Origin of the sequence: Catenuloplanes indicus, from assembly GCF_030813715.1 — a bacterium.
Lineage (GTDB): Bacteria > Actinomycetota > Actinomycetes > Mycobacteriales > Micromonosporaceae > Catenuloplanes > Catenuloplanes indicus.
Genome location: NZ_JAUSUZ010000001.1, coordinates 7691300 through 7717021 on the forward strand (window position 1 = coordinate 7691300; position 25722 = coordinate 7717021).

The 25722-nt window shown below is 72.5% G+C and carries 24 protein-coding genes and 1 pseudogene; 15 read left to right on the top strand and 10 right to left on the bottom strand.

The features are described 5' to 3' along the window. Window positions 1-309: 309 nt before the first annotated feature. The 4 genes and pseudogenes from J2S42_RS34265 to J2S42_RS34280 form a co-directional block, all read right to left on the bottom strand. Window positions 310-903: pseudogene (locus J2S42_RS34265) on the bottom strand (tetratricopeptide repeat protein); the annotation flags it as partial. Next, window positions 807-2075, bottom strand: coding sequence for an ATP-binding protein (locus J2S42_RS34270; protein WP_307245967.1), 1269 nt, complete (start codon window positions 2073-2075; stop codon window positions 807-809). The gene J2S42_RS34270 and the pseudogene J2S42_RS34265, both read right to left, overlap by 97 nt. Before the next feature lie 60 nt (window positions 2076-2135). Continuing rightward, the gene (locus J2S42_RS34275) at window positions 2136-3557 is read right to left on the bottom strand and encodes an MFS transporter (protein WP_307245969.1); all 1422 of its coding nucleotides are present in this window, start codon (window positions 3555-3557) and stop codon (window positions 2136-2138) included. Between the two features lie 50 nt (window positions 3558-3607). Continuing rightward, a complete protein-coding gene (locus J2S42_RS34280) occupies window positions 3608-4294 on the bottom strand; it encodes a Crp/Fnr family transcriptional regulator (RefSeq protein ID WP_307245971.1) in 687 nt (228 codons plus the stop codon). A 134-nt stretch (window positions 4295-4428) separates the two neighbouring features. Here J2S42_RS34280 and J2S42_RS34285 point away from each other — a divergent pair, with 134 nt between their 5' ends. Genes J2S42_RS34285 through J2S42_RS34295 form a run of 3 tightly spaced genes read left to right on the top strand, consistent with a single transcriptional unit; the run spans window position 4429 to window position 8221 of the window. Further along, window positions 4429-5178 carry a hypothetical protein gene (locus J2S42_RS34285; RefSeq protein WP_307245973.1) on the top strand — a complete coding sequence of 250 codons (750 nt, stop codon included), beginning with the start codon at window positions 4429-4431 and terminating at the stop codon, window positions 5176-5178. Next, on the top strand, window positions 5175-7442 hold the full coding sequence (locus J2S42_RS34290; protein WP_307245975.1) for a hypothetical protein: 2268 nt from the start codon (window positions 5175-5177) through the stop codon (window positions 7440-7442). Before J2S42_RS34285 ends, J2S42_RS34290 begins: the two co-directional genes overlap by 4 nt. Then, on the top strand, window positions 7442-8221 hold the full coding sequence (locus J2S42_RS34295) for a hypothetical protein (protein ID WP_307245977.1): 780 nt from the start codon (window positions 7442-7444) through the stop codon (window positions 8219-8221). The genes J2S42_RS34290 and J2S42_RS34295 overlap by 1 nt, the downstream gene beginning before the upstream one ends. 32 nt (window positions 8222-8253) lie before the next feature. On the opposite strand, the gene J2S42_RS34300 is transcribed toward J2S42_RS34295, so the two are convergent. Beyond that, window positions 8254-8589, bottom strand: coding sequence for a hypothetical protein (locus J2S42_RS34300; protein WP_307245979.1), 336 nt, complete (start codon window positions 8587-8589; stop codon window positions 8254-8256). 171 nt (window positions 8590-8760) lie between these two features. Between J2S42_RS34300 and argC the strand changes: the two genes are divergently transcribed. From argC to J2S42_RS34345, 9 genes are all read left to right on the top strand, one after another. Then, window positions 8761-9762, top strand: coding sequence for an N-acetyl-gamma-glutamyl-phosphate reductase (gene argC, locus J2S42_RS34305; protein WP_307245981.1), 1002 nt, complete (start codon window positions 8761-8763; stop codon window positions 9760-9762). Further along, entirely contained in the window at window positions 9759-10928 is a 1170-nt protein-coding gene (gene argJ / locus J2S42_RS34310) for a bifunctional glutamate N-acetyltransferase/amino-acid acetyltransferase ArgJ (protein ID WP_307245983.1), read from the top strand. Before argC ends, argJ begins: the two co-directional genes overlap by 4 nt. Next, the gene (gene argB, locus J2S42_RS34315) at window positions 10925-11818 is read left to right on the top strand and encodes an acetylglutamate kinase (RefSeq protein ID WP_307245985.1); all 894 of its coding nucleotides are present in this window, start codon (window positions 10925-10927) and stop codon (window positions 11816-11818) included. The genes argJ and argB overlap by 4 nt, the downstream gene beginning before the upstream one ends. 67 nt (window positions 11819-11885) lie before the next feature. Then, window positions 11886-13052 carry an acetylornithine transaminase gene (locus tag J2S42_RS34320; protein WP_307245988.1) on the top strand — a complete coding sequence of 389 codons (1167 nt, stop codon included), beginning with the start codon at window positions 11886-11888 and terminating at the stop codon, window positions 13050-13052. Then, on the top strand, window positions 13049-13975 hold the full coding sequence (gene argF / locus J2S42_RS34325) for an ornithine carbamoyltransferase (RefSeq protein WP_307245990.1): 927 nt from the start codon (window positions 13049-13051) through the stop codon (window positions 13973-13975). The genes J2S42_RS34320 and argF overlap by 4 nt, the downstream gene beginning before the upstream one ends. Then, window positions 13972-14481, top strand: a complete 510-nt coding sequence (locus J2S42_RS34330; protein ID WP_307245991.1) for an arginine repressor — start codon at window positions 13972-13974, stop codon at window positions 14479-14481. The genes argF and J2S42_RS34330 overlap by 4 nt, the downstream gene beginning before the upstream one ends. Window positions 14482-14491: 10 nt before the next feature. Further along, on the top strand, window positions 14492-15928 hold the full coding sequence (gene argH / locus J2S42_RS34335) for an argininosuccinate lyase (protein ID WP_307245993.1): 1437 nt from the start codon (window positions 14492-14494) through the stop codon (window positions 15926-15928). A 66-nt stretch (window positions 15929-15994) separates the two neighbouring features. Further along, window positions 15995-16600 (top strand): DNA-3-methyladenine glycosylase, encoded by a 606-nt coding sequence (locus tag J2S42_RS34340; protein ID WP_307245995.1) that lies wholly within the window; start codon window positions 15995-15997, stop codon window positions 16598-16600. 42 nt (window positions 16601-16642) lie between these two features. After that, entirely contained in the window at window positions 16643-17164 is a 522-nt protein-coding gene (locus tag J2S42_RS34345; RefSeq protein ID WP_307245997.1) for a GNAT family N-acetyltransferase, read from the top strand. Window positions 17165-17314: 150 nt separating this feature from the next. Here the strand turns inward: J2S42_RS34345 and recQ are convergent, their stop codons facing one another. Then, the gene (gene recQ, locus J2S42_RS34350; protein ID WP_307249194.1) at window positions 17315-19147 is read right to left on the bottom strand and encodes a DNA helicase RecQ; all 1833 of its coding nucleotides are present in this window, start codon (window positions 19145-19147) and stop codon (window positions 17315-17317) included. Window positions 19148-19397: 250 nt separating this feature from the next. On the opposite strand from recQ, the gene J2S42_RS34355 reads away from it, so the two are divergent. Beyond that, complete coding sequence (locus J2S42_RS34355; protein WP_307246000.1) at window positions 19398-19988, top strand: acetoacetate decarboxylase family protein; 591 nt, start codon at window positions 19398-19400, stop codon at window positions 19986-19988. Window positions 19989-19992: 4 nt separating this feature from the next. Here the strand turns inward: J2S42_RS34355 and J2S42_RS34360 are convergent, their stop codons facing one another. From J2S42_RS34360 to J2S42_RS34370, 3 genes are read right to left on the bottom strand one after another with little or no spacing between them, the layout of a single operon-like run. After that, window positions 19993-21423 (bottom strand): flavin-containing monooxygenase, encoded by a 1431-nt coding sequence (locus J2S42_RS34360; protein ID WP_307246002.1) that lies wholly within the window; start codon window positions 21421-21423, stop codon window positions 19993-19995. Window positions 21424-21442: 19 nt separating this feature from the next. Continuing rightward, window positions 21443-22156, bottom strand: coding sequence for a carbon-nitrogen hydrolase family protein (locus J2S42_RS34365; RefSeq protein ID WP_307246004.1), 714 nt, complete (start codon window positions 22154-22156; stop codon window positions 21443-21445). Then, window positions 22153-23313 (bottom strand): cytochrome P450, encoded by a 1161-nt coding sequence (locus J2S42_RS34370; protein ID WP_307246006.1) that lies wholly within the window; start codon window positions 23311-23313, stop codon window positions 22153-22155. Before J2S42_RS34370 ends, J2S42_RS34365 begins: the two co-directional genes overlap by 4 nt. 18 nt (window positions 23314-23331) lie before the next feature. Here J2S42_RS34370 and J2S42_RS34375 point away from each other — a divergent pair, with 18 nt between their 5' ends. Beyond that, window positions 23332-23853, top strand: a complete 522-nt coding sequence (locus tag J2S42_RS34375; RefSeq protein WP_307246008.1) for a GNAT family N-acetyltransferase — start codon at window positions 23332-23334, stop codon at window positions 23851-23853. A 4-nt stretch (window positions 23854-23857) separates the two neighbouring features. Here J2S42_RS34375 and J2S42_RS34380 read toward each other — a convergent pair whose 3' ends face one another. Then, complete coding sequence (locus tag J2S42_RS34380; protein WP_307249196.1) at window positions 23858-24805, bottom strand: DUF1152 domain-containing protein; 948 nt, start codon at window positions 24803-24805, stop codon at window positions 23858-23860. 109 nt (window positions 24806-24914) lie between these two features. Here J2S42_RS34380 and J2S42_RS34385 point away from each other — a divergent pair, with 109 nt between their 5' ends. Continuing rightward, window positions 24915-25628 (top strand): SAM-dependent methyltransferase, encoded by a 714-nt coding sequence (locus tag J2S42_RS34385; RefSeq protein WP_307246010.1) that lies wholly within the window; start codon window positions 24915-24917, stop codon window positions 25626-25628. The last annotated feature ends 94 nt before the right edge of the window (window positions 25629-25722 follow it).

A 25722-nucleotide genomic window follows, 5' to 3' on the forward strand; every position in this document is an offset into this window, starting at 1 on the left:
GGTGCGCCGCATCGCGCGGCCCCGGCCGGACCAGGCGATCAGCGCGAGGTAGAGGCCGAGCGTGGGCAGGGCGAACGCCGCGACCGGCACGGTGGCCACGGTCGCGGCGACGGTGACGGCGGCGGCCAGCACGGTGCCGGCGAGTGACCAGCGGCGGCGCAGGCACTGCAGGCCGACCTCGACGGAGACGGCGTAGTAGTCGTTGGACGGTTCGTCGCCGAGCAGCCGTAGGTAGTACCGGGTCGCGGTGGCCTCCCGCCAGGCCAGGTGGTACGTGTGCCCGATCGTGGCGACCGGGTCGATGTCGGCCGGTGCCTCCCGCAGCACCTGCCGGTAGACGGCCCGGGCGCGGCTCGTCTCGCCCGCGGTGATCAGCGCGTACCCGAGCATCAGCCGGCAGTCCGACGCACGGGCCGGTTCGAGGCGCATCGCCTCGGCGATGTCCGGGTACGCCTCCGCGACCCGGCCGGCCGCGATCAGCGTCTTCGCGCGGCACAGGTGGCCGCCGATGCCGTCGTCGAGGGCCAGCGCGCGCCCCGCGGCGGCGATCGCCTCGTCGTGCCGTTCGAGGTCGCTGAGCGCGAGCGCCCGGATCCGCCAGATCCGCTCGTCGTCCGGTGCCAGCAGCACGGCCGAACTCGACGCCTGCAGCGCCTCCTTCGGCCGGTCGTCGGTGTGCAGCAGGTCGGCGAGCCCGATGAGCAGGTCGGCGTCGTCCGGCTGCTCGGCGAGTGCGCCCCGGATCAGGGTCTCCGCCTCGGCGATCCGGTTGACGTCGATCAGATGCCGGGCCGAGTCCAGGACGGTCACAGCATCTTCCGCTTCTTGAGGTAGGCGGCCAGCTCGTCGTAGATGCCGCTCTCGTTCGCGTACAGCGCGGCGTTGCGCGCGGTCGCGAGCCACGGGCCGATCGACGGCTTCGTCTCGGCCATCGCGGCCTCCAGGTCCCGCTGCTCGATCATGCGGACGTCACCGCTGGTCAGCGAGTCGTGCAGCGCGTACTCCGCGGCGGTCTCGCACAGGTGCGCCAGGTCCGCGCCGGACAGGTCGGCGGTGCCGCGGACCAGCGGGTCCAGCCGGACCGCGGCGATGGGCCGGTCGCGCAGGTGGTAGCGGAGGATCGCCTCGCGGGCCGGCGCGTCCGGCGGTGCCACGAACACGGTCCGGTCCAGGCGGCCGGGGCGGCGCAGCGCCGCGTCCACGTCCCACGGCGCGTTGGTCGCGCCGAGCACGAACACGCCCTCGTTCACGCTGTCCACGCCGTCGAGCTCGGCCAGTAGCTGGTTGCCGACCGTGCGCATCGCGCTGGAGCCCATGCTGCTGCGCTTGTGGCCGAGTGCGTCGATCTCGTCGAGGAACAGCACGCAGGGCGCGTTGCGGCGGGCGGCCTCGAACAGCTCGTGCAGGTTGCGCTCGGAGGAGCCGATCCACATCTCCAGCACGTCGGAGACGGCGAGCGAGATGAACGACGCACCGAGCTCGCCGGCGAGCGCGCGGGCCAGGAACGTCTTGCCGCAGCCGGGCGGGCCGTAGAGCAGCATGCCGCCGCGCAGGCTCTTGCCGAAGAGCTTGCGCAGCTTCGTGTTGCGCATCGGCCCGAGGAACGCCATCTCCAGGCGCTTCTTCACGTCCTGCATGCCGCCGACGTCGGCGAGGCGGGCGGTGACGCGCTCGACGTCGAAGACACGGTCGGCCTCGGACCGCACCGGTTCGGGCTCCCCGTCGTCGGCGAACCTCGGCGGCGCGATGCCGGCGAGCTCCTCCTCGTACGCCGCCAGCGGGTCCTCCTGGGCCGGCGAAGCGTCCTGGGCCGGCGGATTGGCCGGCCCAGGGGCCGGAGCCGCGGCAGCGGCGGGAACCGACGGAGCCGGCGGGCCCGGGGTCAGGGCGCGGCGCATCAGCGCCTGGGCCGCCTCGCTGACCGGATCGCGCTGCAACGCCTGCGCGGCCTCGGCCACCGCGTCGCCCTGACGGCCCGCTGCCAGCAGCAGCTCCGCCAGGTGCAGTCGAAGGTGGACGTCGTCCGGCCGGGCGTCCACCGCCGCACGCATACTGTCGATCAGCGCCTCGGACATCCGCTCTCCTCGTACCGGCCCGTGTTGCGGAGCACAGGTTACCGGTAAGGATCTTGCGGTCTACGGCGCCTCGGGGAGCGTGACCGGGCTGCTGCCGGCGGCCGGATTCCCGGTCGCGGAGAGGTTGTCCGCGATCGCCCGGCCCGGCGGGATCTCCGTTGTGGCCGTCGGGTCCGGTGCGGCGGCGTACCGGGCGCTCAGGCGGCGGTACGGCCGGGTGTTCAGCGCGGCCACCGTGGCGATCACGCCGATCACGCCGGTGAGCACGAAGACCAGTGCGAGTCCGCGGTCCGCGCCGGTACCGAACCAGGAGCCGATCGTGCGGGCCCCGGCGCCGTCGGTCATGAACGGGATGAAGAAGAACTGGGCGATCGGTGAGATCAGGAACGCGGTGGCCGGGGATGCGGCCTGCTCGACGCTCTGTGCGAAGCCGAACACCCGGCCCTGCCGTTCCAGCGGCACCACGCGTTGCAGGATCGTCTGCTCGGCCGCCTCCGCGTACGGCACGAGCAGCATGTAGACGTACATGCCGACGGCCAGCGGGATGATCGACGCGGTCAGCGGGAACAGCGCCACCACGGCCCACAGCACCAGGTTGACCAGCAGCAGCAGGCGCACCGGGCGGCTGCCCAGGCCGGTGCGCGCGATGAGCAGGCCGCCGACGATGAAGCCGGTGCTCAGTACGCCCCACAGCACGCCCCAGGTCTGCACGGAGACGAGTGACAGCCCGTACGCGTCCATCAGCGCCATGAAGACGCCGCCGAGCAGATTGTTGAACGCGGAGAAGAACACCAGAGCCATCAGCCCGGGTACGCCGCGGACGACCCGCACCGTGCCGTGCAGATCGACGCGTCCGCCCTCGGCCGCGTGCTCGGCCGACGGCGCCGGCTCGCGGACCGTCACGGTGGCCAGGTGCACGATCGACAGCCCGAGCACGACCAGCGCCAGGATCAGCACCGACCGCATGCCGTCGAACGCGACGAGCAGTCCGCTGATCACGGACGTGGTCAGCATCGACACGCCGGACGTGGTGCCGACCAGCCCGTTGGCCCGGTCCCGGCTGCCCTCGTCGATCAGGATCGTGACCAGCGTCGGCATCGCGATCGTCCGGATGTTGCCGGCGATCACGCCGCACATCAGCAGCACGACGAACGCCCAGAGCCGTACGCCCGCGGGATTCCGGAACGCTTCCGGCGGTGTCACCAGCCAGACGCCGAGCGCGGCCAGGTAGAGCACGAACGACGCGCCCGCGGACACCTGCATCATCAGCGTGCGCCGGTGATGGTCGACCAGACTGCCGAACCAGATGCCGGTCACCGCGGTCAGCACCAGGAAGATGCCGGAGATCACCCCGGTCGCGAAGACCGATGTCGTCTCCAGGAAGACCCAGAACGTGACCGCGAACCACACCGTGAAGTTGATGACCGACACCAGCAGCGTGTTGACGAGGAGCTGGTAGAAGGTCCGCAGGTCACCGCTCATCGGAACACCGTAGAGCCTGGGTCCGACACTTTCCCGCGGATTTCGGTCGTTCACTGCCCGTCCAGGTCGGCCTGGTGTCGCAGGGACGGCAGGTCGACGATGGTGATCCGCCGGTAGCGGGATCGCACCACGCCCTCGCGCCGCAGCTGACGCATCGCCCGGTGCACGCTGACCTCGGACGCGCCGCAGAGCGCCGCCAGCTCGGGCTGGGTGAGCTGCACGCCGAGCGCGACACCGGCCGTGGTGCGGTATCCGTGCGCGGTCGCGAGATCCGCCAGGATCCGGGCCAGGCGGACCGGGACCGGGTACGCGGCGAAGTCGACCCGCCGCCGGATCGCGCGACGCAACTGGTCCGCGACGAGGCCGGCGAGTTGCAGCGCGGCGTGCGGATGCTCGGCCAGGAACGCCTGGAGTTCATGACGCTGGATGATGCGGACCTGCGCCGGCCCGCACGTGGTGACGGTGGCGCTGCGCGGTCCGCCGTTGAGCGCGGCCATCTCGCCGATCAGATCGCCGGACACCCGGATGTCGATCAGCGACTCACGGTCGTCTGCGGTCCGGGTCGTGACCTTGGTCAGTGCGCGGCACAGTAGGACCACGAACGTTCCGGCGTCCCCCTCGCGGAGCAGGACGTGGTCGTCGGTGACGTGCAGCGCGACGCCGAGCGCGAGCAGTCGTTCGCGCGCGGACGGACGCAGACGGTCCAGCAGGGTTCCGACCGGCCATTCGGTCACCACAGATATCTACCGTAGTGGAATTGTGTGACGTTGCGTCCTGTGCCGAACCCGTCCTTTGACCGGGATTCCGGTGGCCGTCCGCCACTTCACTGGCCTCGTGCCGCCCGGGGGCGGCGGCAGGGGGAGGCAACACCATGGAAGGCGAGGGCGTACCGGTCCGCCGCGTGCAGGTGGGGGCGGATCTGGAGGGGTACAGCAAGCTGCGGAACCGTGAGCAACGCAGGGCGCAGGCCCTGTTCCAGCACGTGCTGCAGGCGGCCGCGGCGGACGCGGGCCTGGACCGGGGCGAGTGGATCACGCAGTCGAGCGGGGACGGCGAGATCGCGATCCTCCCGGCGGAGGTGGACGAGACGCGGGTGGCCGGCCGTTTCGTGCCCGCTGTCGACGGACTTCTCCGGCGGCACGACGAGCGCAGGCCGGCGCGGGAGCGGCTGCGTCTGCGGATGGCCGTCCACCAGGGTCTCGTGCACCTGGACGGCGCGAGTGGTTTCCCGGGCGAGGCCGTGGTGCACCTCGCGCGCCTGCTGGACGCGCCGGTGCTGAAGCAGGCGCTGGCCGCGTACGCCGGCGCGTCGGTCGCGCTCGCGGTGTCCCCGGAGATCTACCGGGACCTGTGCAGCTATCCGGGCGGTCTGCGGCCGGAGTGGTTCCGGGAGGAGACGGTGTCCGTCCCGGCCAAGGGATTCACCGCGCAGGCCTGGATCTCCGTGCTGGGCGAGGACGTGAACGAGCGCGCCCGGCTCTCCGCGGAAGCGACCCCGGACGTGCTCGCGACCGGGGAGAAGGACGGCCGGTATGTGACCGGGGACGTGGACAACACCGGCCAGTGGGTCCAGGGCGACCACGGAATGGCGATCGGAACTATCCAGGGGTGGCCGAGATGACGCAGGCGACCGCGGAGGAGACGCCCCGACAGGAGACCGGGACCGCGCCGCCGGACGCGGCCGCCGACCAGCCCGCCCACCCGGCGCCGAAACCGAGCCCGGTCCCCTCGGACGGTGTGGGCACGCACGGCAGGCCGGGCCCGGCCGGGACCGCAACCGCGGCGGACGAGCCAGCCGGAACGGCGACTACGGCCGCGAAGGCGAGCGCCGAGGGCGAGGAGGAGCCGGAGCGAGCCGCGGACCGGCCCGATGCGGATTTCGCGGCCGGCGAGTGGATCCGGCTCGCCGGTGACCGGTTCCGCACCCGCGACTGGTTCAACCGCGGCCAGAGCGCCATGGGCGAGGGTTCGGTGGCGGCGGAGAACGTCATCATCAACGAGGCGCCCGACGGCCGCCGCCGGATCGTGGCTCGCCTGATCGCCGAGGAGGTCGTCAGGTACCGGCAGGTCTACGTGCCCGGTGAGACGGACGAGCGGCTGGAGCGCGAGCTGGCGCGGCGCAGCGTCGTGGTGCTGAGCGGTCCGGACGGCAGCGGCCGGCGAGCGACGGCCTGCGTGGCGCTGGCCCGTCGCCATGGTTCTCCGGCGCACGTCGCGTCGGTCGACCTGCTCCCCTCGGAGGAGCTGGCGGACCTGACCAGGGCGGGGAACGTCTTCCACGAGGGCGCCGGGCACATCGTGCAGCTGAGCGACGCCCGCGCGGCCGACCCCATGATGCTGGCCGCGTTGGCCTCGCACGTGCGGAGTCTTGGCGCGACGGCCGTCGTGGTCATCGATTCCGATCAGCAGAAGGTCAGCAGCGGTCCGCTGGTGGGCTACGTTACGCATGCGCGCCCGCCCGCCCGGGAGGTCTTCGAGGCGCATCTCGTGCATCAACTGCGGGACTACGCCTGTCTGGCCGACTGCACGCCGTGCCGCCGCGAATGCGTGGGTACCTATGTGCGGATCTGCCGGGAGACGCCGGGCCTGATCGATCCCGCCGGGCGGCTGTGGGCGCTCGTCGCCACCGCAGAGGATCTCGCGCGCCAGCGGCCGCGGGACGACGCGCTGCGCGCGTTCGGCCTCTCGCGGAGCAGCAGCGAGGAACGCGCGGTGATCGACCGCGTGCTGACCTGCGATGAGAAGCCCGACGTCAACGCCGTCCACGCGCGCGCGTTCCGGATCGCCTGTGTGCTGTTCGCGGGCGAGCCGCTGCACACCGTGGTGGACGCTGCCGAGCTGTTCGTGCGGGCGACCGAGAAACCGGAGGACGTGTCGCCGCTGCGCCCGCCCGCGGCCGGCTACCGGGCGCTTCTCGGCGCGGAGCTGTCGGCGTCCTGGATGCCGGCCGGAGACCGGCGCACGGCCGAGCGCCGCCGCGCGATCGAGAACGGCATGGCACGCCGGCTCGTCGACGCGCTGTGGGCCGGCGCGCTGCGGCCCAAGGACCTGCTGCGCTGGCTGCACCTGCTGGTCACGGAGATCCGGGATCCGCGGGTACGGCGGACCGCCGCGCTGCTGGCCGGCGGGTGCGCCGAGCACGACTTCGGTCAGGTCAGTGCCGCGCTGATCGAGCCGTGGGCGCGGGCGTCCGCCTGGTGGGTACGGGAGAGCGCGGCGCTTGCCCTGGTCGCGGCCGCGTTCTCGCCGCAGACCAGGCCGCTGGTCCGGGATCACGTGCAGGACTGGTCGAAGCGCGACTTCGCGCGGTTGCGTGACACGGTCGCGCGGGCGTACGCGGCGGGGCTGAGCGTGCTGTTGGCCGCCCAGGGCCCGTCCGACCTGGTGCGGGTCGCCTGCCAGCCGTTGCTGCGGCGCAGCCCCGTGGTGGCGGAGGCGGTGAGCCGGCTCGACCTGCCGACCGGATCGCTGCTCACGATGCTGTTGAACTGGGCGGATCTGCGGCTTCCGGGACCAAGCGCGGGTCTGCCGGCCGCCCACGCGGTGCGGGCCTTCGTCCTGCTCGCCAGCCGGATGGCCGACTCCGGATCCGCGCCGGACCTGCTGGACCGGATGTCCGGCGGTGAGATCGGCCGCGCCGACCTCACCCGCCTGTGGCAGCTGGCACTGCTGCATCCCGCGTCCGCCTTCGACGCCTGGGAGCGGCTCGGCGACTGGGTCCGGGTGGCGCCCGGGGATCCGGCGATCGGGAGCTCCTTCCGGGAGCTGATGAGGGGTGTCGCGGCTGACCCACAGGTGCGTACCCGACTGCACCACCAGATCACGTACGTGTGGCGGGGCCGGGTCACGGCCTCGCGGATTCTTGACGAGCTCGAGGAGCTGTGATGACCGCATCGACCACCACCGCGCCCGGCCGGAGCGCGTGGCAGACGTTCCGGGACTTCTTCGTACAGCCGCCACCGGAGGCGGGACCGGCTGCGCGGGCCCGGCACGACCTGATGTTGTCGCACACCGTCTACGTACCGGCGGAGGGCGAGGCGTTCACGTTCGGTGTGGAGATCTGCCAGTCCTGGAGCATGGAGGGCGGGACGCACGACCATCTGGCGCGGCGGGCGTCGGAGCTGGCCGTGGACGCGCGCCGAAGCATCCGCCGGATGGCGGTGGAGGTGTCCCGGCGGTACGCGCCGCACCGTGCGGTGACGTTCGAGGCGGAACTCAACGCCGAGGTCGCCGCGCGGCAGCCGTGGATCGTGGACGACGGCCCGTACGTGCTGATCTGTGAGGTCACCGTCCGCGTGCATCCGGACGAGCGGATCGCGGAGCAGACCCGCGCGTTCTGGGAGCGGCGGGTCGCGATGGAGTGCGAGCACGATCTGGAGGTGCGGCGTGCGGCGCTGGTGAACGAGCTCATCGGCACCTGGGCCGACGTGATCGAGAAGCTGGAGAAGAACCCGTTCGCGTCGCCGTCGGCGAAGCTGGCGGAGGAGCACTTCGCCGAGGTGTTCGCCGCGTTCAAGCAGCAGCGCGGCGACGCGGGCCGCCGGCTGGCGGACATCCTCAGCCAGGCCGTTCGCGGCACGGAGATGCGGATCGGGCCGTCCGAGTACACCAAGGCGTGGGATGCCGCGCTGACCGCACTGCTCAAGGAGTACGGGAAGGAGTAGCGACGGTAGGGCGGCCGCGGGCCGCCCTACCGCTATGCGCTGATGCTCTTCTTGCGGCGCAGGTGTTCGCGGATGCGAAGGCGGGCGAGGTTCTCGGCGTCCTCGCGTTCCTCGGCGTACTGGTAGGTCTGGTCGCTGGTGGCCTGGGTGCCGGCCAGGATGGGTAGGGCGCCCTGGCTGCCGTCCCGGCCGACCACGTGTTCCCAGGCGATCACCCGGTACGTGTGCGGGAAGATGAAGTCGACCAGGTCCTCGGTGACGACTTCGCCCTCGCTGGTCATCAGCGGCTGCTCGTCGGAGTGGGACGGGACCTCGGCGGCCCAGAGCGGGTACGCCTGGGGGGTGATGATCCGGATCGAGTCGCCCATGAGCGGCTTCCCTTCGTTCCGACGACACGGACTGGAAATATGAACAAGCCTCCCGAGCATAAGTGGCGTACGGCGCAAAGCAGGGCAAATTGAGAGAGGGAGACGATTATCCCTTTGCCCGCCCGTGGTGAATGTTGATACATTGGGCCGCATAGTGATGCGGAGGTCAGCATGGGTGTCAGGGTCGGTGTGGCGGGGGCCAGTGGATACGCGGGGGGCGAGCTGCTGCGCCTGCTCGCCGGGCACCCCGAGTTCGACCTGGTCACCGCGACCGCGCACAGCCAGGCGGGCAGCGCGGCCGGCGCGGTGCATCCGCACCTGAGCGGTCTCGATCTCACGCTGGGCGCGACGACGGCGGAGGCGTTCCAGGACGTTGACCTGGTCTTCCTCGCGCTGCCGCACGGACAGTCCGCGGCGCTGGCGGGCCAGCTGCCGGAGAGCGTGAAGATCGTGGACATCGGCGCCGACTTCCGGCTCAGCGACGGTGACGCGTGGCAGCGGTACTACGGCGGCGAGCACGCCGGCACGTGGACGTACGGGCTGCCGGAACTGCCGGGCCAGCGCGAGCGGATCGCGAACAGCACCCGGGTGGCGAACACCGGCTGCTATGCGGTCACCACGATCCTGGCGCTCGCGCCGCTGATCGCGGCCGGTGTCGCCGACCCGGAGGACGTGGTCGTGGTCGCGTCGTCCGGCACGTCCGGCGCGGGCAAGTCGGCGAAGACGCATCTGCTGGCCAGCGAGGTGATGGGCAGCCTGTCGACCTACAAGACCGGGCGCCACCAGCACGTGCCGGAGATCAAGCAGGCCACCGGCGCCACGAGCCTGTCGTTCACGCCGGTCCTGGCGCCGATGCCGCGTGGCATCCTGGCGACGGTGACCGCGCGAAGGGCCACGGACCAGGATCCCCGTGAGGTCCTGGCGGCGGCCTACGCAACGGACCCCTTCGTGCACGTGCTGGCGGAGGACCGGTGGCCGCAGACCGCCAGCGTCAGCGGCTCCAACTCGGTGCACCTGCAGGCCACGGTCGACGCCGACTCCGGCCGGATCATCGCGGTCAGCGCCTCCGACAACCTCGGCAAGGGCGCGGCCGGCCAGGCCGTCCAGAACGCCAACCTCATGTTCGGGCTGCCCGAGACCACCGGGCTGCAGATCTACGGAGTCGCACCATGAGCGTCACCCACCCGAAGGGCTTCCGGGCCGCCGGCGTCGCCGCCGGTCTCAAGGAGAACAAGCCGGACATCGCGCTGGTCGTCAACGACGGCCCGGACGCGACCGCGGCCGGTGTCTTCACCGGCAACCGGGTCAAGGCCGCGCCGGTGCTCTGGAGCCAGCAGGTGCTCAAGGGCGGCGTGGTGCGCGCGGTCATCCTCAACTCCGGCGGCGCGAACGCGTGCACCGGCCCGGCCGGGTTCCAGGACACGCACGCCACGGCCGAGCACACCGCGGCCGCGCTGCGCGGCGGTGCCAAGCCGCTGCTGCTCGGCGCCGGTGACGTGGCGGTCTGCTCGACCGGCCTGATCGGCGAGCGGCTGCCGATGGACAAGCTGCTGCCCGGCGTCGAGGCGGCCGTGCGCGGCCTGTCCCGCGACGGTGGCCCCGCGGCCGCGGAGGCCATCATGACCACGGACACCGTGTCCAAGACCGCGGTCGTCGAGGGTACGGGCTGGAGCGTCGGCGGCATGATCAAGGGTGCCGGCATGCTGGCGCCGGGGTTGGCCACCATGCTCTGCGTGCTGACCACGGACGCGGTCGCCGGCCCGGACGCGCTGGACACGGCGCTGCGCCACGCCACCCGCGTCACGCTGGACCGGGTCGACTCGGACGGCGCGATGTCGACCAACGACACCGTGCTGCTGCTGGCGTCCGGCGCGTCCGGCATCGAGCCGACCACGGAGGAACTGGCCGAGGCGGTCACCGAACTGCTGCGCCAGCTGTCCCGCAAGCTGATCGCGGACGCGGAGGGCGCCACCAAGGAGGTCGCGATCGCGGTCACCGGCGCGCTCACCGAGGACGACGCGGTCGAGGCCGGCCGCGCCGTGGCCCGCAACAACCTGGTCAAGACCGCGCTGTTCGGCAACGACCCGAACTGGGGGCGGATCCTGGCCGCGGTCGGCACCACGCAGGCCACGTTCGAGCCGGACCGGCTGGACGTCGCGGTCAACGGCGTCTGGGTGTGCAAGGGCGGCGCGGCCGCGGAGGACCGGTCCAAGGTGGACCTGACCGGCCGCGACGTGGAGATCCACATCAACCTGAACGCGGGCGGCGCGGAGGCCACCATCTGGACCAACGACCTTTCCCACGCGTACGTGCACGAGAACTCGGCGTACAGCTCATGACCGCGGCGCTGACCCGTGATCTGGCGGTGGCTCAGCAGAAGGCCGCCACGCTGATCGAGGCGCTGCCCTGGCTGCGCGAGTTCTCCGGCGAGACCGTGGTGATCAAGTACGGCGGCAACGCCATGATCGACCCGGAGCTGCAGCGCGCGTTCGCGGCCGACATGGTGTTCCTGCGCTACGCCGGGCTCAAGCCGGTCGTGGTGCACGGCGGCGGCCCGCAGATCTCCGCGATGCTGAAGAAGCTCGGCATGGTCAGCGAGTTCCGCGGCGGCCTGCGCGTCACCACGCCGGAGACCATGGACGTGGTCCGGATGGTGCTGGTCGGCCAGGTCGGCCGCGAGCTGGTCGGCCTGATCAACGAGCACGGGCCGTACGCGGTGGGCCTGTCCGGCGAGGACGCGAAGCTGTTCACCGCGGTCCGCCGGCCCGCGATCGTCGACGGCGAGCCGGTCGACGTGGGCCTGGTCGGCGACGTCGCCACGGTCAACCCGGGCGCGGTCGCGGACATCATCGCGGCCGGCCGGATACCGGTGATCGCCACGGTGGCGCCGGACGAGAGCGGCACGCTGCACAACGTGAACGCGGACACCGCCGCCGCCGCGCTCGCGGTCGCGCTCGGCGCCCGCAAGCTGGTGGTGCTCACGGACGTGACCGGCCTCTACCGGGACTGGCCGGACCCGGACAGCCTGATCACCCAGATCACCACGAACGAGCTGGCGGAGCTGCTGCCGAGCCTGGAGTCGGGCATGGTCCCCAAGATGGAGGCCTGCCTGCGCGCGGTCGAGGGCGGAGTCCCGGCCGCGCACGTCGTCGACGGCCGGGTCGCGCACTCGACCCTGCTGGAAGTCTTCACCTCAGAAGGATTCGGAACCATGGTGATGGGGTCATGAGCGAGCTTGCGAGCGAATCATCGGCTCAGGGCCGGCAGCGGGACCGCGGCGTGACCGGGAGCCCGGCATGAGCCTCATCGATCGGTGGCGGGGCTCCATGATGGAGAACTACGCCACGCCCGGTCTCGCGCTGGCCGGTGGTGCGGGCGCGGTGGTCACGGACGAGGGCGGGAAGGAATACCTCGACCTGCTCGGCGGCATCGCGGTCAACGCGCTCGGCCACGCCCACCCGGCCGTGGTCGCGGCCGTGACCAAGCAGATCTCCACGCTCGGCCACATCTCCAACTTCTACGTGGCCGAGCCGACCGTGCAGCTGGCCGAGCTGCTGCTGGCGCTGGCCGGGCGGCCCGGCCGGGTGTTCTTCGGCAACTCCGGCGCGGAGGCGAACGAGGCCGCGTTCAAGATGTCGCGCCTGACCGGCCGTACCCATGTGGTGGCTTCGGAAGGCGGTTTTCACGGCCGGACCATGGGCGCGCTCGCGTTGACCGGCCAGCCGTCGAAGGCCGCGCCGTTCCAGCCGCTGCCGGGCACCGTGACGCACGTGCCCTACGGTGACGTCGACGCCCTCCGCGACGCGGTCACGGACCGGACCGCGATGGTCATCCTGGAGCCGATCCAGGGTGAGGGCGGCGTGCTGGTCCCGCCGCCCGGCTACCTGACCGCGGCCCGGGAGATCACCCGGGCCAAGGGTGCGCTGCTCGCGCTGGACGAGGTGCAGACCGGCATCGGCCGCACCGGGCACTGGTTCGCGCACCAGGCGGAGGGCGTCGAGCCGGACATCGTGACGCTGGCCAAGGGCCTCGGCGGCGGCCTGCCGATCGGCGCGGTCCTGGCGTTCGGGACGGCCGCCACGCTGTTCCAGCCGGGCATGCACGCCAGCACGTTCGGCGGCAACCCGGTCAGCTGCGCGGCCGCGCTCGCCGTGATCCAGACGATCGCGAACGAGGGCCTGCTGGACCACGTCAAGCGCGTGGGGGAGCGGCTGCGGCACGGTGTCGAGGCGCTCGGCCACCCGCTGATCACCGAGGTGCGCGGCGCCGGCCTGCTGCTCGGCATCGTGCTGGACGCGCCCGCGTCCGGCGCGCTGACCGGCGTGCTGAAGGACGCCGGATTCCTCGTCAACGCGGTGGCGCCGCACGTCGTACGGCTGGCACCGCCCCTGATCCTCTCGGCCGAGCAGGCCGACTCGTTCCTCGCCGCGCTGCCCCACGCTCTGGACACGGTGACCTCATGACCCGGCACTTCCTCCGCGACGACGACCTCACCCCGGCGGAGCAGTCCGCCGTGCTCGACCTGGCCCAGCTGATGAAGGCGGACCGGTACGGGCACAAGCCGTTCGCCGGCCCGAAGTCGATCGCGGTGCTGTTCGACAAGCAGAGCCTGCGCACCCGGCTGTCGTTCGACGTCGGCATCGCGGAGCTCGGCGGCAACCCGATCATCGTGGACACCCAGGCCACCCACTTCGGCCGCGGCGAGACGCTGGCGGACGCGGCGCAGGTGCTGTCCCGGTACGTGTCCGCGATAGTCATGCGCACCTACGGCGACGACCGGATCGCCGAGGTCGCGTCCGCCGCCACCGTGCCCGTGGTGAACGCGCTCACCGACGGCTTCCACCCCTGCCAGCTGCTCGCCGACCTGCTCACGATCCGCGAGCGGTGCGGGACCACGCACGGCCGCGCGCTGGCCTACGTCGGCGACGCGGCGAACAACATGAGCCACTCCTACCTGCTGGCCGGCGCGACCGCGGGCATGCACGTGCGGGTCGCCGGGCCGTCCGGCTACGACCCGGACCCGGCGATCGTGGCCCGCGCGGCGGAGATCGCGGCGTGGACCGGCGGCTCGGTCAGCGTGCTCCGCGACCCGTACGAGGCGGCCGACGCGGCCGACGTGATCGCCACCGACACGTGGACGTCGATGGGCCAGGAGAACGACGGCCAGGACCGGCACACCCCGTTCCGGCCGTACCAGGTGAACAAGGACCTGGTCGCGGCCGCCAAGCCGGACGCGATCGTGCTGCACTGCCTGCCCGCGCACCGCGGCGACGAGATCACCGACGACGTGATGGACGGCCCGCAGTCCGCGGTGTTCGATGAGGCGGAGAACCGGGTGCACGCACAGAAGGCGCTGCTCGCCTGGCTGGCCGGGTACTCGGCATGACCGCACCCACCACCCGCACCGCGCGGCACGCCCGGATCGTGGAGCTGATCCGCGAGAAGGCGATCCGGTCGCAGACCGAGCTGGCCGAACTGCTGGCCGGCGACGGCGTGCAGGTCACCCAGGCCACGCTCTCCCGTGACCTGGAGGAACTGGGCGCGGTGAAGGTGCGTGGGACCGCGGGCGGCCCGGCCGTCTACCTGATCCCCGAGGACGGCACGCCGGTCATCCGGCAGGCCGAGCAGGCACCGGCGCGGCTGCTGCGGCTGCTGCGCGAGCTGCTCACCGGCGCCGACGCCAGCGGCAACATAGCCGTGCTGCGCACCCCGCCCGGGGCCGCGCAGTTCCTGGCCAGCGCGCTCGACCGGTCCGGGCTGCCGGACGTGGTCGGCACGATCGCGGGCGACGACACCATCCTGGTCGTCGCCCGGGAACCCTTCGGCGGGCCTGCGCTCGCCGACAAGCTCTCCGGCTGGGCCCGCTCCGGGCCGGCCGACTCCGATCATTGAGAATGGGCTCGTGACCTCGTCTACTTCCACCAACCGGACCAGCCTCTGGGGTGGCCGCTTCTCTGGCGGGCCCGCGGAGGCGCTCGCCCGCCTGTCCGTCAGCGTGCAGTTCGACTGGCGCCTCGCGCCGTACGACCTGGCCGGCTCGCGCGCCCACGCCCGGGTGCTCGCGCACGCGGGCCTGCTCGACGCGGAGGAGCTCGGCAAGATGCTCGCCGCGCTCGACGACCTGGAGGCCGCCTGCGCGTCCGGCGACTTCCGGCCCACGGTCGAGGACGAGGACGTGCACACCGCGCTCGAACGCGGCCTGCTCGAACGCCTCGGCACGCTCGGCGGCAAGCTCCGGGCCGGCCGGTCCCGCAACGACCAGGTCGCCACCGACCTGCGCCTCTACCTGCGCGATCACGCCCGCGGGGTGGCGCTGCGGCTGGTCGAGCTGGCGGACGCGCTGGTCGAGCAGGCCGAGCGGCACGTCGAGACGCCCGCGCCCGGCATGACCCACGTGCAGCACGCTCAGCCGGTCACGTTCGGGCACTGGCTGCTCGCGCACGTCCAGCCGCTGCTACGCGACCTGTCCCGTCTCCAGGACTGGGACGCCCGGGCCGCGGTCAGCCCGCTCGGCTCCGGCGCGCTGGCCGGCTCGTCGCTGCCGCTGGACCCGGTGCAGGTCGCCAAGGAGCTCGGCTTCGCCACCGCGGCGCCGAACTCGATGGACGCGGTCGCGGACCGCGACTTCGTGGCCGAGTTCCTGTTCGTCACCGCGATGATCGGCGTGCACCTCTCCCGCCTCGGCGAGGAGGTCGTCATGTGGACGTCGCAGGAGTTCGGCTGGGTCGAGCTGGACGACGCGTTCGCCACCGGCTCGTCGATCATGCCGCAGAAGAAGAACGCGGACATCGCGGAGCTGGCCCGCGGCAAGTCCGGCCGCCTGATCGGCGGCCTGGTCACGGTGCTGACCATGCTCAAGGGCCTGCCGCTGACCTACGACCGGGACATGCAGGAGGACAAGGAGCCGGCGTTCGACGCGGTCGACCAGCTCCAGCTCGTGCTCCCGGCGCTCGCCGGGATGATCTCCACCATGACGGTACGGGCGGACCGCCTCGCCGCGGCCGCGCCGGTCGGCTACACGCTGGCCACCGAGGTCGCGGACTGGCTGGTGCGCAAGAACGTGCCGTTCCGCGAGGCGCACGAGATCACCGGGAAGCTGGTCGCGCTCTGCGTGGCCCGCGACTGCGCGCTGGACGAGGTGCCGGACGAGGACCTGGTCGCGATCTCTTCGCATCTGGACCCGGATGTCCGGTCCGTCCTGACGGTCAAGTCGGCGCTGGCCGCGCGGAAGACGTACGGCTCCACCGGCCCCGGCCCGGTCGCCGACCAGCTCGCCGCGGCCGCGGACAAGCTCGTCACCTGGCGCACCTGGGCCGAGGAGACCGTCGTACCCCGCTGAGGCCCGCCGGGGTGATCGGGGTGCCGTGCGGGCATGGCACCCCGGTCATCGGGGAAGCAGGAGACCATGGGGTACGCGTGGCTGGCGGCGCCGGCATCGGAGATCGCGGAGACCGCGGCCGGGCTGCTCGGCTGGGAGATCACTGCCGGTGGTGTCCGGATCCGGTTGACCGAGGTGGAGGCGTACAGCGGATTGGGCGAGGACCCGGCCTCGCACGCGCACCGCGGCCTGACCAGGCGCAACGCGGTCATGTTCGGCCCGGCCGGGCACCTCTACGCGTACTTCGTCTACGGCGTGCACTGGTGCCTCAACGTCGTCTGCGGTGAGGAGGGCCGGGCCGCCGCGGTGCTACTGCGCGCCGGCGAGGTGATCGACGGCCTGGACGCCGCCCGCGCCCGCCGGCCCGCCGCCCGCAACGACGCCGACCTGGCCCGCGGCCCGGCGAAGCTGATGACCGTGCTCGGCCTGGACGGCACGGTCAACGGCACCTCCGCGGTCGACGGCACCGGCCCGGCACTGATCACGCCGCCGTCCCGGCCGGCCGGGACGGAGGAGATCACCGCCGGTCCGCGCGTCGGCGTGGCGTCCGCGCACGACGTACCGTGGCGATTCTGGCTCTCCGGTGACGCCACCGTCAGCACATACCGCCGCCACACCCGGCGAAGGCCGTAACCTGCTGATGGAGCGATGGGCGGAATGTGGTGGGATGGGCCGATGAGGCTGGAGCTGACCCCGTGGGCCGAGGAGGATCTCGGTCTGCTGCGGCGGATCAACGTGCCGGAGATGAAGGGCCACCTCGGCGGCCCGGAGTCCGAGGACAAGATCGTCGACCGGCACCGGCGGTACGTGCACATGAGCGTCACCGGCACCGGCGTGATGTTCCGCGTCGCGCTGCGTGACTCGCACGAGCCGGTCGGCAGCATCGGCTACTGGGACCGCGAGTGGCACGGCAGCACGGTCTGGGAGACCGGCTGGAGCATCCTCAACGAGTTCCAGGGCCGCGGCATCGCCTCCGAGGCGGCCCGGATGGTGATCGCGCTCGCCGCCGCCGACGGCCGCCGCCGCTGGCTGCACGCCTTCCCGAAGATCGAGAACGCGGCCTCGAACGCGGTCTGCCGCAACGCCGGTTTCACCATGGTCGGCGAGACCGACTTCGAGTTCCCGGTCGGCACCCCGATCCGCTGCAACGAGTGGAGACTCGACCTCCGGACCGCCGGCCGGCCCGCGACGGACTGAGCCGCCGCGGTACCGGGCGGCCCACCCACGTGCGGCACCGGCCGTGCCGCTGACACGGGCGGCACCGCGTCGGTCGGTCGCACGGGCGGCACCGACCGCGCCGTTCGTGCCGTTCGTGCCGTTCGTGCGGCCGGCGCCGGTCGCCGCTGATCACTGCGACCCGAGGACCTCCAGGACCGCCTCGCCGTAGCGGGCCAGCTTCGCCTCGCCGACGCCGCTCACCGTGGACAGCTCGGTCAGCGACGCGGGCTTGCGCGTCGCGATCGCCCGCAGCGTGGCGTCGTTGAACACGATGTAGGCCGGCATGCCCTGCTCCTTGGCCTCGGCACCACGCCAGGCCCGCAGCTTCTCGAACAGCGCCGCATCGCCCGGCGCGAGGTCGGCCGGCGCGGCCTTCGCCGACGAGCCGGACGAGCCGGACGAGCGCGACGACTTCGTCGCCTTGCGCTTCGGCTCGGTCCGCATCATCACCGTCCGCCGCCGGCCCAGCACCTCGCGGCTGCCGTCGGTCAGCGTGAGCACGTTGTAGTCGCCCTCGACCGCGAGCAGGCCCTGCGCCAGCAGCTGCCGGACCACGCTGCGCCACTGCGCCTCGGACAGGTCCGTGCCGATGCCCCAGGTGGACAGCTCGTGGTGCCGGCCGCGGCGGGTCTCGTCCGTCTCCCGGCCGAGCAGGATGTCGATCGACCGCCCGGCCCCGAACTTCCGGTTACGCTCCCGCTGCAGCCGCATGATCGTGGAGAGCAGCTTCTGCGCCGGGACGGTGCCGTCCCACTGCTCCGGCGGCGTCAGGCAGGTGTCGCAGTTGCCGCACGGCGCCGCTTCCTCGCCGAAGTAGTTCAGCAACTGCACGCGGCGGCACTCGACGGTCTCGCAGAGCGCGAGCATCGCGTCCAGGTGGGCGGAGAGCGACCGCTTGTGCGCCAGGTCGCCCTCGGACTGCTCGATCATCCGCCGCTGTTGGACCACGTCCTGCAACCCGTACGCCAGCCAGGCGGTGGACGGCAGCCCGTCCCGCCCGGCGCGGCCGGTCTCCTGGTAGTAGCCCTCCACCGACTTGGGCAGGTCGAGGTGCGCGACGAACCGCACATCCGGCTTGTCGATGCCCATGCCGAACGCGATCGTGGCCACCATGACCAGCCCTTCCTCGCGGAGGAACCGGGACTGGTTGCGCGCCCGGACGTCCGCCGGCAGGCCCGCGTGATAGGGCAGCGCCGCGATGCCCTTGCCGGACAGATATTCCGCGGTCTTCTCCACCGAGGCGCGGGACAGGCAGTAGACGATGCCGGAGTCGCCCGCGTGCTCGCTCTGCAGGAACGCGAGCAGCTGCGTCTGCGCCCCGTCCTTCGGCACGATCCGGTACTGGATGTTGGGCCGGTCGAAGCTGGCGACGAAGTGCTTCGCGTCGTCCAGCTTCAGCCGGGTGGCGATCTCCGTGTGCGTGGCCGTGGTCGCGGTCGCGGTGAGCGCGATGCGCGGCACGTCCGGCCAGCGTTCGTGCAGCATCGACAGCTGGAGGTAGTCCGGCCGGAAGTCGTGGCCCCACTGCGACACGCAGTGCGCCTCGTCGATCGCGAACAGCGAGATCTTGCCGCGGTCGAGCAGTTGCTGCACGCCGGCGGTGCCGAGCGCCTCGGGCGCCAGATAGAGCATGTCCAGCCGGCCGGCCACGAACTCCTGCTCGACCAGGCGCCGCTGGTCGAGCGTGAGCGTGGAGTTGAGGAAGTCGGCGCGGACGCCGAGCGCGCGCAACGCGTCCACCTGGTTCTGCATCAGCGCGATCAGCGGGGAGACGACCACGCCGGTGCCGGGCCGGACCAGCGCCGGGATCTGGTAGCACAGCGACTTGCCGCCGCCGGTCGGCATCAGCACCAGCGCGTCGCCGCCGCCGACCACGGTCTCGATGATCTCCTGCTGGCTGCCGCGGAACGAGTCGTAGCCGAAGATGCGGCGCAGCACCTCGGCCGGGCCGGCACCGGTCAGGTCGGGCGCGTCCACCGGCGTGGGCGCACCGCCGGCCGGGGTCGCCTCCTCCCAGCTGCCCAGATCCTCGTGCTCCGCCCAGTCGTCCACCGGCGGCTCGTCGTCCACCGGCCAGTCGCGCCACTCCTCGTCCACGGCGGCGACTCTACCCATCTCCACCGACAGGTTCCGACCCCGCGGACCCGGAAACCGCCCGATCGGTCACGGTGACGACTTGTGGCGGCGAAACCGGGATGCCACGGTGGATCACATGCCCTATCCGCCGGAACCGTGGCACCTCAGGGGCCGCATGCACGTGTCGCTGTGGCTCGTCCCGGTGGCGGACCTACCGCCGCATCCGCAGGGCCTGACCGCGCCGCCGATGACGATCGCCGGCCGGGTCCCGGTCGGCACCGCGTGGGTCAGCTACGAGCCGGGCGGCGTGCTGACCTACCGCGAGCTGCTGGCCGCGCGCCTGGTCCGCGACCACGGCCGGCCGCGCGTCACGATCACCGAGATCTGGGTGGACAGCGCGGCGTCCCGGGACGGCGGCCGCGAGCTGTGGGGCATCCCGAAGGACCTGGCCGAGATCACGATCACGCCGCCGGTGCTGTCCGCGGCCGGCATCGCCCGGGCACTGCTCAAGCCCGGGCCGCGACTACCCGGCCGCTGGCCGGTCGGTTTGCGTGTTCTCCAGATGCTGCACGGCCAACCCACGACCACGGGGGTACGCGGCCGCGCCGCGCTGCGCCCGGGAACGGTGACCTGGTCACCGGACGGCCCGCTCGGCTACCTGGCACGCCACCGACCGCTGCTGTCCGTCACACTGGACGACTTCGACATCACGTTCGGGGGACGCTGAGTGGTCACGCCGCGTAGTCCGCGGGATCGAGCCGTGCGGTCCGCCGGATGTACTCGCTTCCGGTGCCCGGCCAGTTCGTGACCACCCGCCCGCCCGGCCCCAGATACCAGCTGTCACAGCCGGTCCACACGCTGCCGGACAGCCGTCGCTGGATCTCCTCGTCGTGCCGGGCCGCGACCGTGGGGGACACGCACAGCGGACCGGACCCGGCCGCCAGCGCGCGCACCGCCTGCACGATGTAGCGCGCCTGCGCCTCGTGGAACACCACCACGGACGTGGTCCCGGTGTTCGTGTTCGGGCCGTACACCAGGAACATGTTCGGGAAGCCCGGCACCGCCATCCCCAGGTAGGCCCGCGCGCCGTCCCGCCACGTCTCGTGCAGCCCGATGCCGTCGCGGCCGGTCACCCGCATCGGCGCCACGAACTCGGCCGTGGTGAAGCCGGTCCCGTAGACCAGCAGGTCGGCCTCGTGCAGCACGCCGTCCGCGGTGCGCACACCGGCCGGTTCGATCGCGGTGATCTTCTCGGTGACCAGGTCCACGTCCGGGCGGGCGAGCGCGGGCAGCCACGCGTTCGTGAACAGCGTGCGCTTGCAGCCGAGCGGGATCGACGGCCGCACCTTCGCCCGCAACGCCGGGTCCTTGACCTGCCAGCGCCGCTGCGCGGCGGACAACCAGGTCACGAGGGTACGGGCGAGCGCGTCCCCGGTGATCGCCCGGGTCGCGAACCAGGTGAGCAGCAGCGTGGCCGCGCGGGCCGGCCACATCGCGCCCGGGACCCGGCGGTACAGGAGGCGCCGCACCGGTCCGTACCGTCGGTCGGGTTTGGGCACGATCCACGGGGCGGTGCGCTGGAAGACGGTGACGTGCGCGGCGTCCCCGGCGATCGCCGGGACCAGCTGGATCGCACTTGCGCCGGTGCCGATCACCGCGACCCGCCGGCCGGTGACCTGGACCGTGTCGTCCCAGCCGGTGGTGTGCAGCGCCCGGCCGGCGAACGTGGCCGCGCCCGGCAGCGCCGGCACCACCGGCCGGGAGAGCTGCCCGACCGCCGGGACCAGCACGTCCGCCTCAAGCTCGGCGCCGTCCGCGGTGCGCAGCCGCCACCGGCCGGAGTCCCAGCGCGCGTCGGTGACCTCGGTGTTCAGCCGGACGTGCGGCGTGACGCCGAGCGTGTCCGCGCAGTGCTGCACGTACGCGAGGATCTCGTGGTGCGGTGGGTAGCGCCGGGACCAGTGCGGATTCGGCAGGAACGAGTAGGAGTAGAGCGGCGCCGGCACGTCACAGGCGCACCCGGGGTAGCGGTTGTCCCGCCAGACGCCGCCGAGCCGGGCCGCGCGCTCCAGCAGCACGATGTCGGTGAACCCGGCCTTGCGCAGCAGCGCGGCGACCGCTGTTCCGCCGAGCCCGCCCCCTACGACGGCGACACTGACCATCCGGCGAAATTAACATCCGTCAACCTGCATATTCAAGGGTGTGGATGGCAAGATCGCCTGGTCGCGGGCCGGCCTCGGCGACCACGCGGCCGTCCGGCGCCCAGATCCGCGACCGGCCGCCCGCGTCCGCGTACCCGAACCCGGTCGGCGCCGCGAAGCTGGCGAACGCCACCCAGACGCCGTGCTCGGCCGCGATCCGCCGCGCGCGCTCGTCCTGGATGTGCAGCTCGTCCGCGTGGTCGAGGACGCCGGCCAGGTACGCGTCGACGCCGAGCGCGGCGGTCCGCGCGGCCTGCTCCGGCACGCCGGTGTCCTTGCAGACGGCCAGGCCGAGCCGCACGCCGTCCACCTCGACCAGGGCCGGCGCGGTGCCCGGCGTCATGTGCTCCGCCTCCGTGCCGCCGACGAACATCTTCCGGTAGGCCACCCGCGCGCCCGACCGGTCCACGGCCAGCACGCCGATGTGTTTCCCCGGTGCGGGGCCGACCGGCGCACCGGCCAGCGCGAGCGCACCCGTCCGCGCGCACGCCTCGATCAACGGCGCGAGCCGCGGGTCGCCCGGCGCCAGCGGGGGAGCGTCCAGTTCGTACCCGGTGAGCGACATCTCCGGGAAGACCACCACGCGTGCGTCCGCGGCCCGCCGCACCAGCGCGGCGTGGGCGCGCGCATTCGCGGCCACGTCGTGCGCCACACATTCCGGCTGTGCCACCGCGATCCGCAACGATCTCCTCACCGTCGCACCATGACCTTCCGATACGCCCGGAGCACGAACGTCGGCCGCTGCTCCGGTTCCTCCGACAACTCCGGTGGCTCGTCCAGCAGCGCGGCCAGGCCCGCTCGCAACTCCAGCCGGGCCAGCGGCGCACCCAGGCAGAAGTGCAGCCCGGCGCCGAAACCCACGTGCGGGTTCGGGTCACGGCCGATGTCGAACCGGTCCGGCGCGGCGAACACGGCCGGGTCCCGGTTCGCGGCCCCGAGCAGCGCCGCGATCCGCCCGCCGGCCGGCACGGTCACGCCGCCGATCTCCACGTCGGACGTGGCGGTGCGGACGAACAGGTGCAGCGGCGGGTCGTACCGGATCATCTCCTCGACCGCGGCCGGGATCAGGCGCCGGTCCGCGCGCAGCCGGGCCAGTTCGGCCGGGTGCCGCCGCAACGCGACCCAGCCGCCGCCGAGCGCGTTCACCGAGGCCTCGTGACCCGCGTTGAGCAGCAGGATCGCGGACGCACACAGTTCGTCCTCGCTCAGCCGGTCGCTCCCGTCCCGTACCGTCACGAGGTGGGTGATCAGATCTTCGCGCGGTCGCCGCCGCCGATCCGCCGCGAGTGCCCGCAGATATCCGGCGAACTCCGCCGAGGCCCGCACCGCGCGCTCCTCGGTCTCCGGTGACGGGGACGGCTCGTACATCCGCACGATCGCGGCCGACCACGGCCGCAGCAGGTGCCGGTCCGCGCCCGGCACGCCGAGCAGCTCCGCGATCACGTCCACCGCCAGCGGCTCCGCGAAATCGGCCAGCAGATCGAACTCGTCCGGCGCCCGATCGAGCAGCTCGCGGGCGCGCGCCGTGATCGCCGGGCCGAGCCGGGTCACGTGCCCGCGCGCGAACGCGGACGCGACCAGCGAGCGCAGCCGGGTGTGCACCGGCGGTTCGTTCTCCATCATCTGATTCCGGTGAAGCAGGTTGAACGGCGCGAAACGCGCGGCCGGCTCCCGATCCCGCCAGACCCGCCCGAACCGCCGGTCCCGCAGCACGGTCCGCACGGTCGCGTGGCTCGCGGCCAGCCACGTCCGGTCCGCGTCGTGCCACACCACCGGGCCGCGTTCGCGCAGCACGGCCAGTGCCGGATAGGGGTTTCTGATCAGCTCCGGATCCGCGAAGTCGATCGTCACGGCCCTACCCTATGGCCCATGGCCGAGATCACCACCCGTCCCGTCACCGTGGCGGACGCGCCCGCGCTCGCCGCGCTGCTCACCGCGAACCGCGCCCACCTGGCCCCGTGGGACCCGGTCCGCCCGGACGACTACTTCACCGTGGCCGGGCAGGCCGACCTGATCGACACCGGGCTGCGTACCACGTCGATCCTGCACGTCATCCTGGCCGACGGTGAGATCGCCGGCCGGATCAACCTGAACAACGTGGTCCGCGGCCCGTTCCAGTCCGGCAACCTCGGCTACTGGGTGGACCACGCCCGTACCGGCCGCGGCGTCGCCACCGCGGCGGTCCGCGCGTTCACCCGGGTGGTCTTCGGCGAGCAGGGCCTGCACCGGATGGAGGCCGGCACGCTGGTCCACAACCACGCCTCACAGCGCGTCCTCACCCGCAACGGGTTCACGCCGTTCGGCCTCGCCCCGCGCTACCTGCGGATCGCCGGTGACTGGCAGGACCACCGCATGTTCCAGCTCCTGGCGGAGGACCAGCACGAGCGGTGAACCCTCAGTGCGGGAACGCGCGCGGTGTGCGGAACGCGCCGAAGCCGTCGCGGAACGCCTCGATGCGGGACAGGACCTGGCGCATGCCGACCGTGTCCGTCAGCCGGTCCAGGTAGAGGTTGCGGGCGGCGAGCGCGTCCAGCCGCACCGTGAAGTAGATCGCCATCAGCGGGTTGACGAACAGCGTGCTGCCGCGCGTCCGGACGCTGTCGTGCACGTCGCCGCAGTCACCGCGCAGCGCGGCCGCGATCTGGGTCTGCACGATGCTCGGCCGCAGCGGCGTGGCCGCGACCGCGTCCGCGACCGCGTCCCGGTACAGCGCGGCCTCCGGACCGCCGGACGGGACGGACAGCGCGCCGAGGTAGTCGCCGGTCCGGTCCAGCGCGGCCAGGTTCTCCAGCACCTGCGTGTGCACCACGCCGTGGAACGCGTCGATGCCGAAGCCGAGCGACGTCACCAGCTTGACCGGCAGGTCCAGCCCGGCCGCCGCGCCGAGGCTGGTCATGTCCTCCGCGGGCGTGCCGAGGCCGGCCTCGTCGCCGCGCAGCAGGATGTCCGTGCCGCCGTCCACCAGCACGAGCGCGTCCGCGCCGGTCCGGTCGATCAGCGCGCGGTACGCGGCGCGCAGCGGCGCCACACCGACCCGCGGGAACGCGTAGACCTCGTCCGGCCAGCCGCGCGCGGACAGGAACCGGGCCAGCGTCCGTTCCGGGAAGTAGTCGTCCGGGCCCGCGGTCGACGGCGTGACCAGCGCCAGGTTCTCCGCCGCCCACGCGTCCAGCTCGATCAGCTCCAGCTGGGTGAACGCGAGGCTGGCCAGGTGCACGCGCTTGCCCTCCGCGCGCAGCGCCGCGGCCAGCGGCAGGCCCGCGTAGACGTCGAAGCCCCCGCCGGCGCCCGCCACGATCACCGACCGGCACTCCGCCAGCGCCGCGAACAGCGGCGGCACCATCAACGACACGCCCGGAACAATAGCAACGAATGAGAAGCCCGACGGTCACGGCCATTTCGCCGAATGGGTGTCTTGACCCGTGACACAGCGCCGGGAAAGGTGGATCGGCGTGAACGAGCTACCGGATCGGATCTCGGACGGTGACGACGCCGCGACGCCGAACGCGGCGCGAATGTACGATTACGCGCTGGGCGGATATCACAACTTTGCGATCGATCGCACCTCCTGGCGGCAGCTCGAGGAGGTCACGCCGAATGCGCGCCGAATTGTGCACTCACACCGCGCATTCCTCGGCCGTGCCGTGCGCCGCCTGGCCGGGCAGGGCGTGCGCCAGTTCCTGGACATCGGCGCCGGCCTGCCCACGCTCGGCAACACGCACGAGGCGGCGCGGGACGCGGACCCGGCCGCCCGGGTGATCTACGTGGACAACGATCCGCTCGTGGTCGTGCAGAGCCGCGCGCTGCTGCGGGACGAGCCGCGCGCCCGGGTGATCGAGGGTGATCTGCGGCGCCCGGAGGACGTGCTCTACCACCCCGAGGTGCTGGACCTGCTGGACTTCGCCGAGCCGGTCGCGATCCTCGTCGTGGACGTGCCGGGCCCGGTGCCGGACGAACCCGGGATCGTCGCGCGGCTCGGCGAGGCCTGCGTCTCCGGCAGCCACCTGATCGTCTCCGGCCGGACCGCGGACGAGCTCACCGCGATGCTGGCCGGGTTCGATCTCGTCGATCCCGGAGTGGTGCCGGCGACCGATTGGCATCCCGATCCGCTCGCCACCGATCCGCCACTCGCGGAGCCGCTCGCGGCCGTCGCCCAGAAAAGGTGAAAATGCGCATCCGGAAAATCCGGCGGTGGATTTCAGAAAGCGTAACCGGCGATAATCGCTGACGCGGGACCTCACCTCACGAGGTCCGCGCATC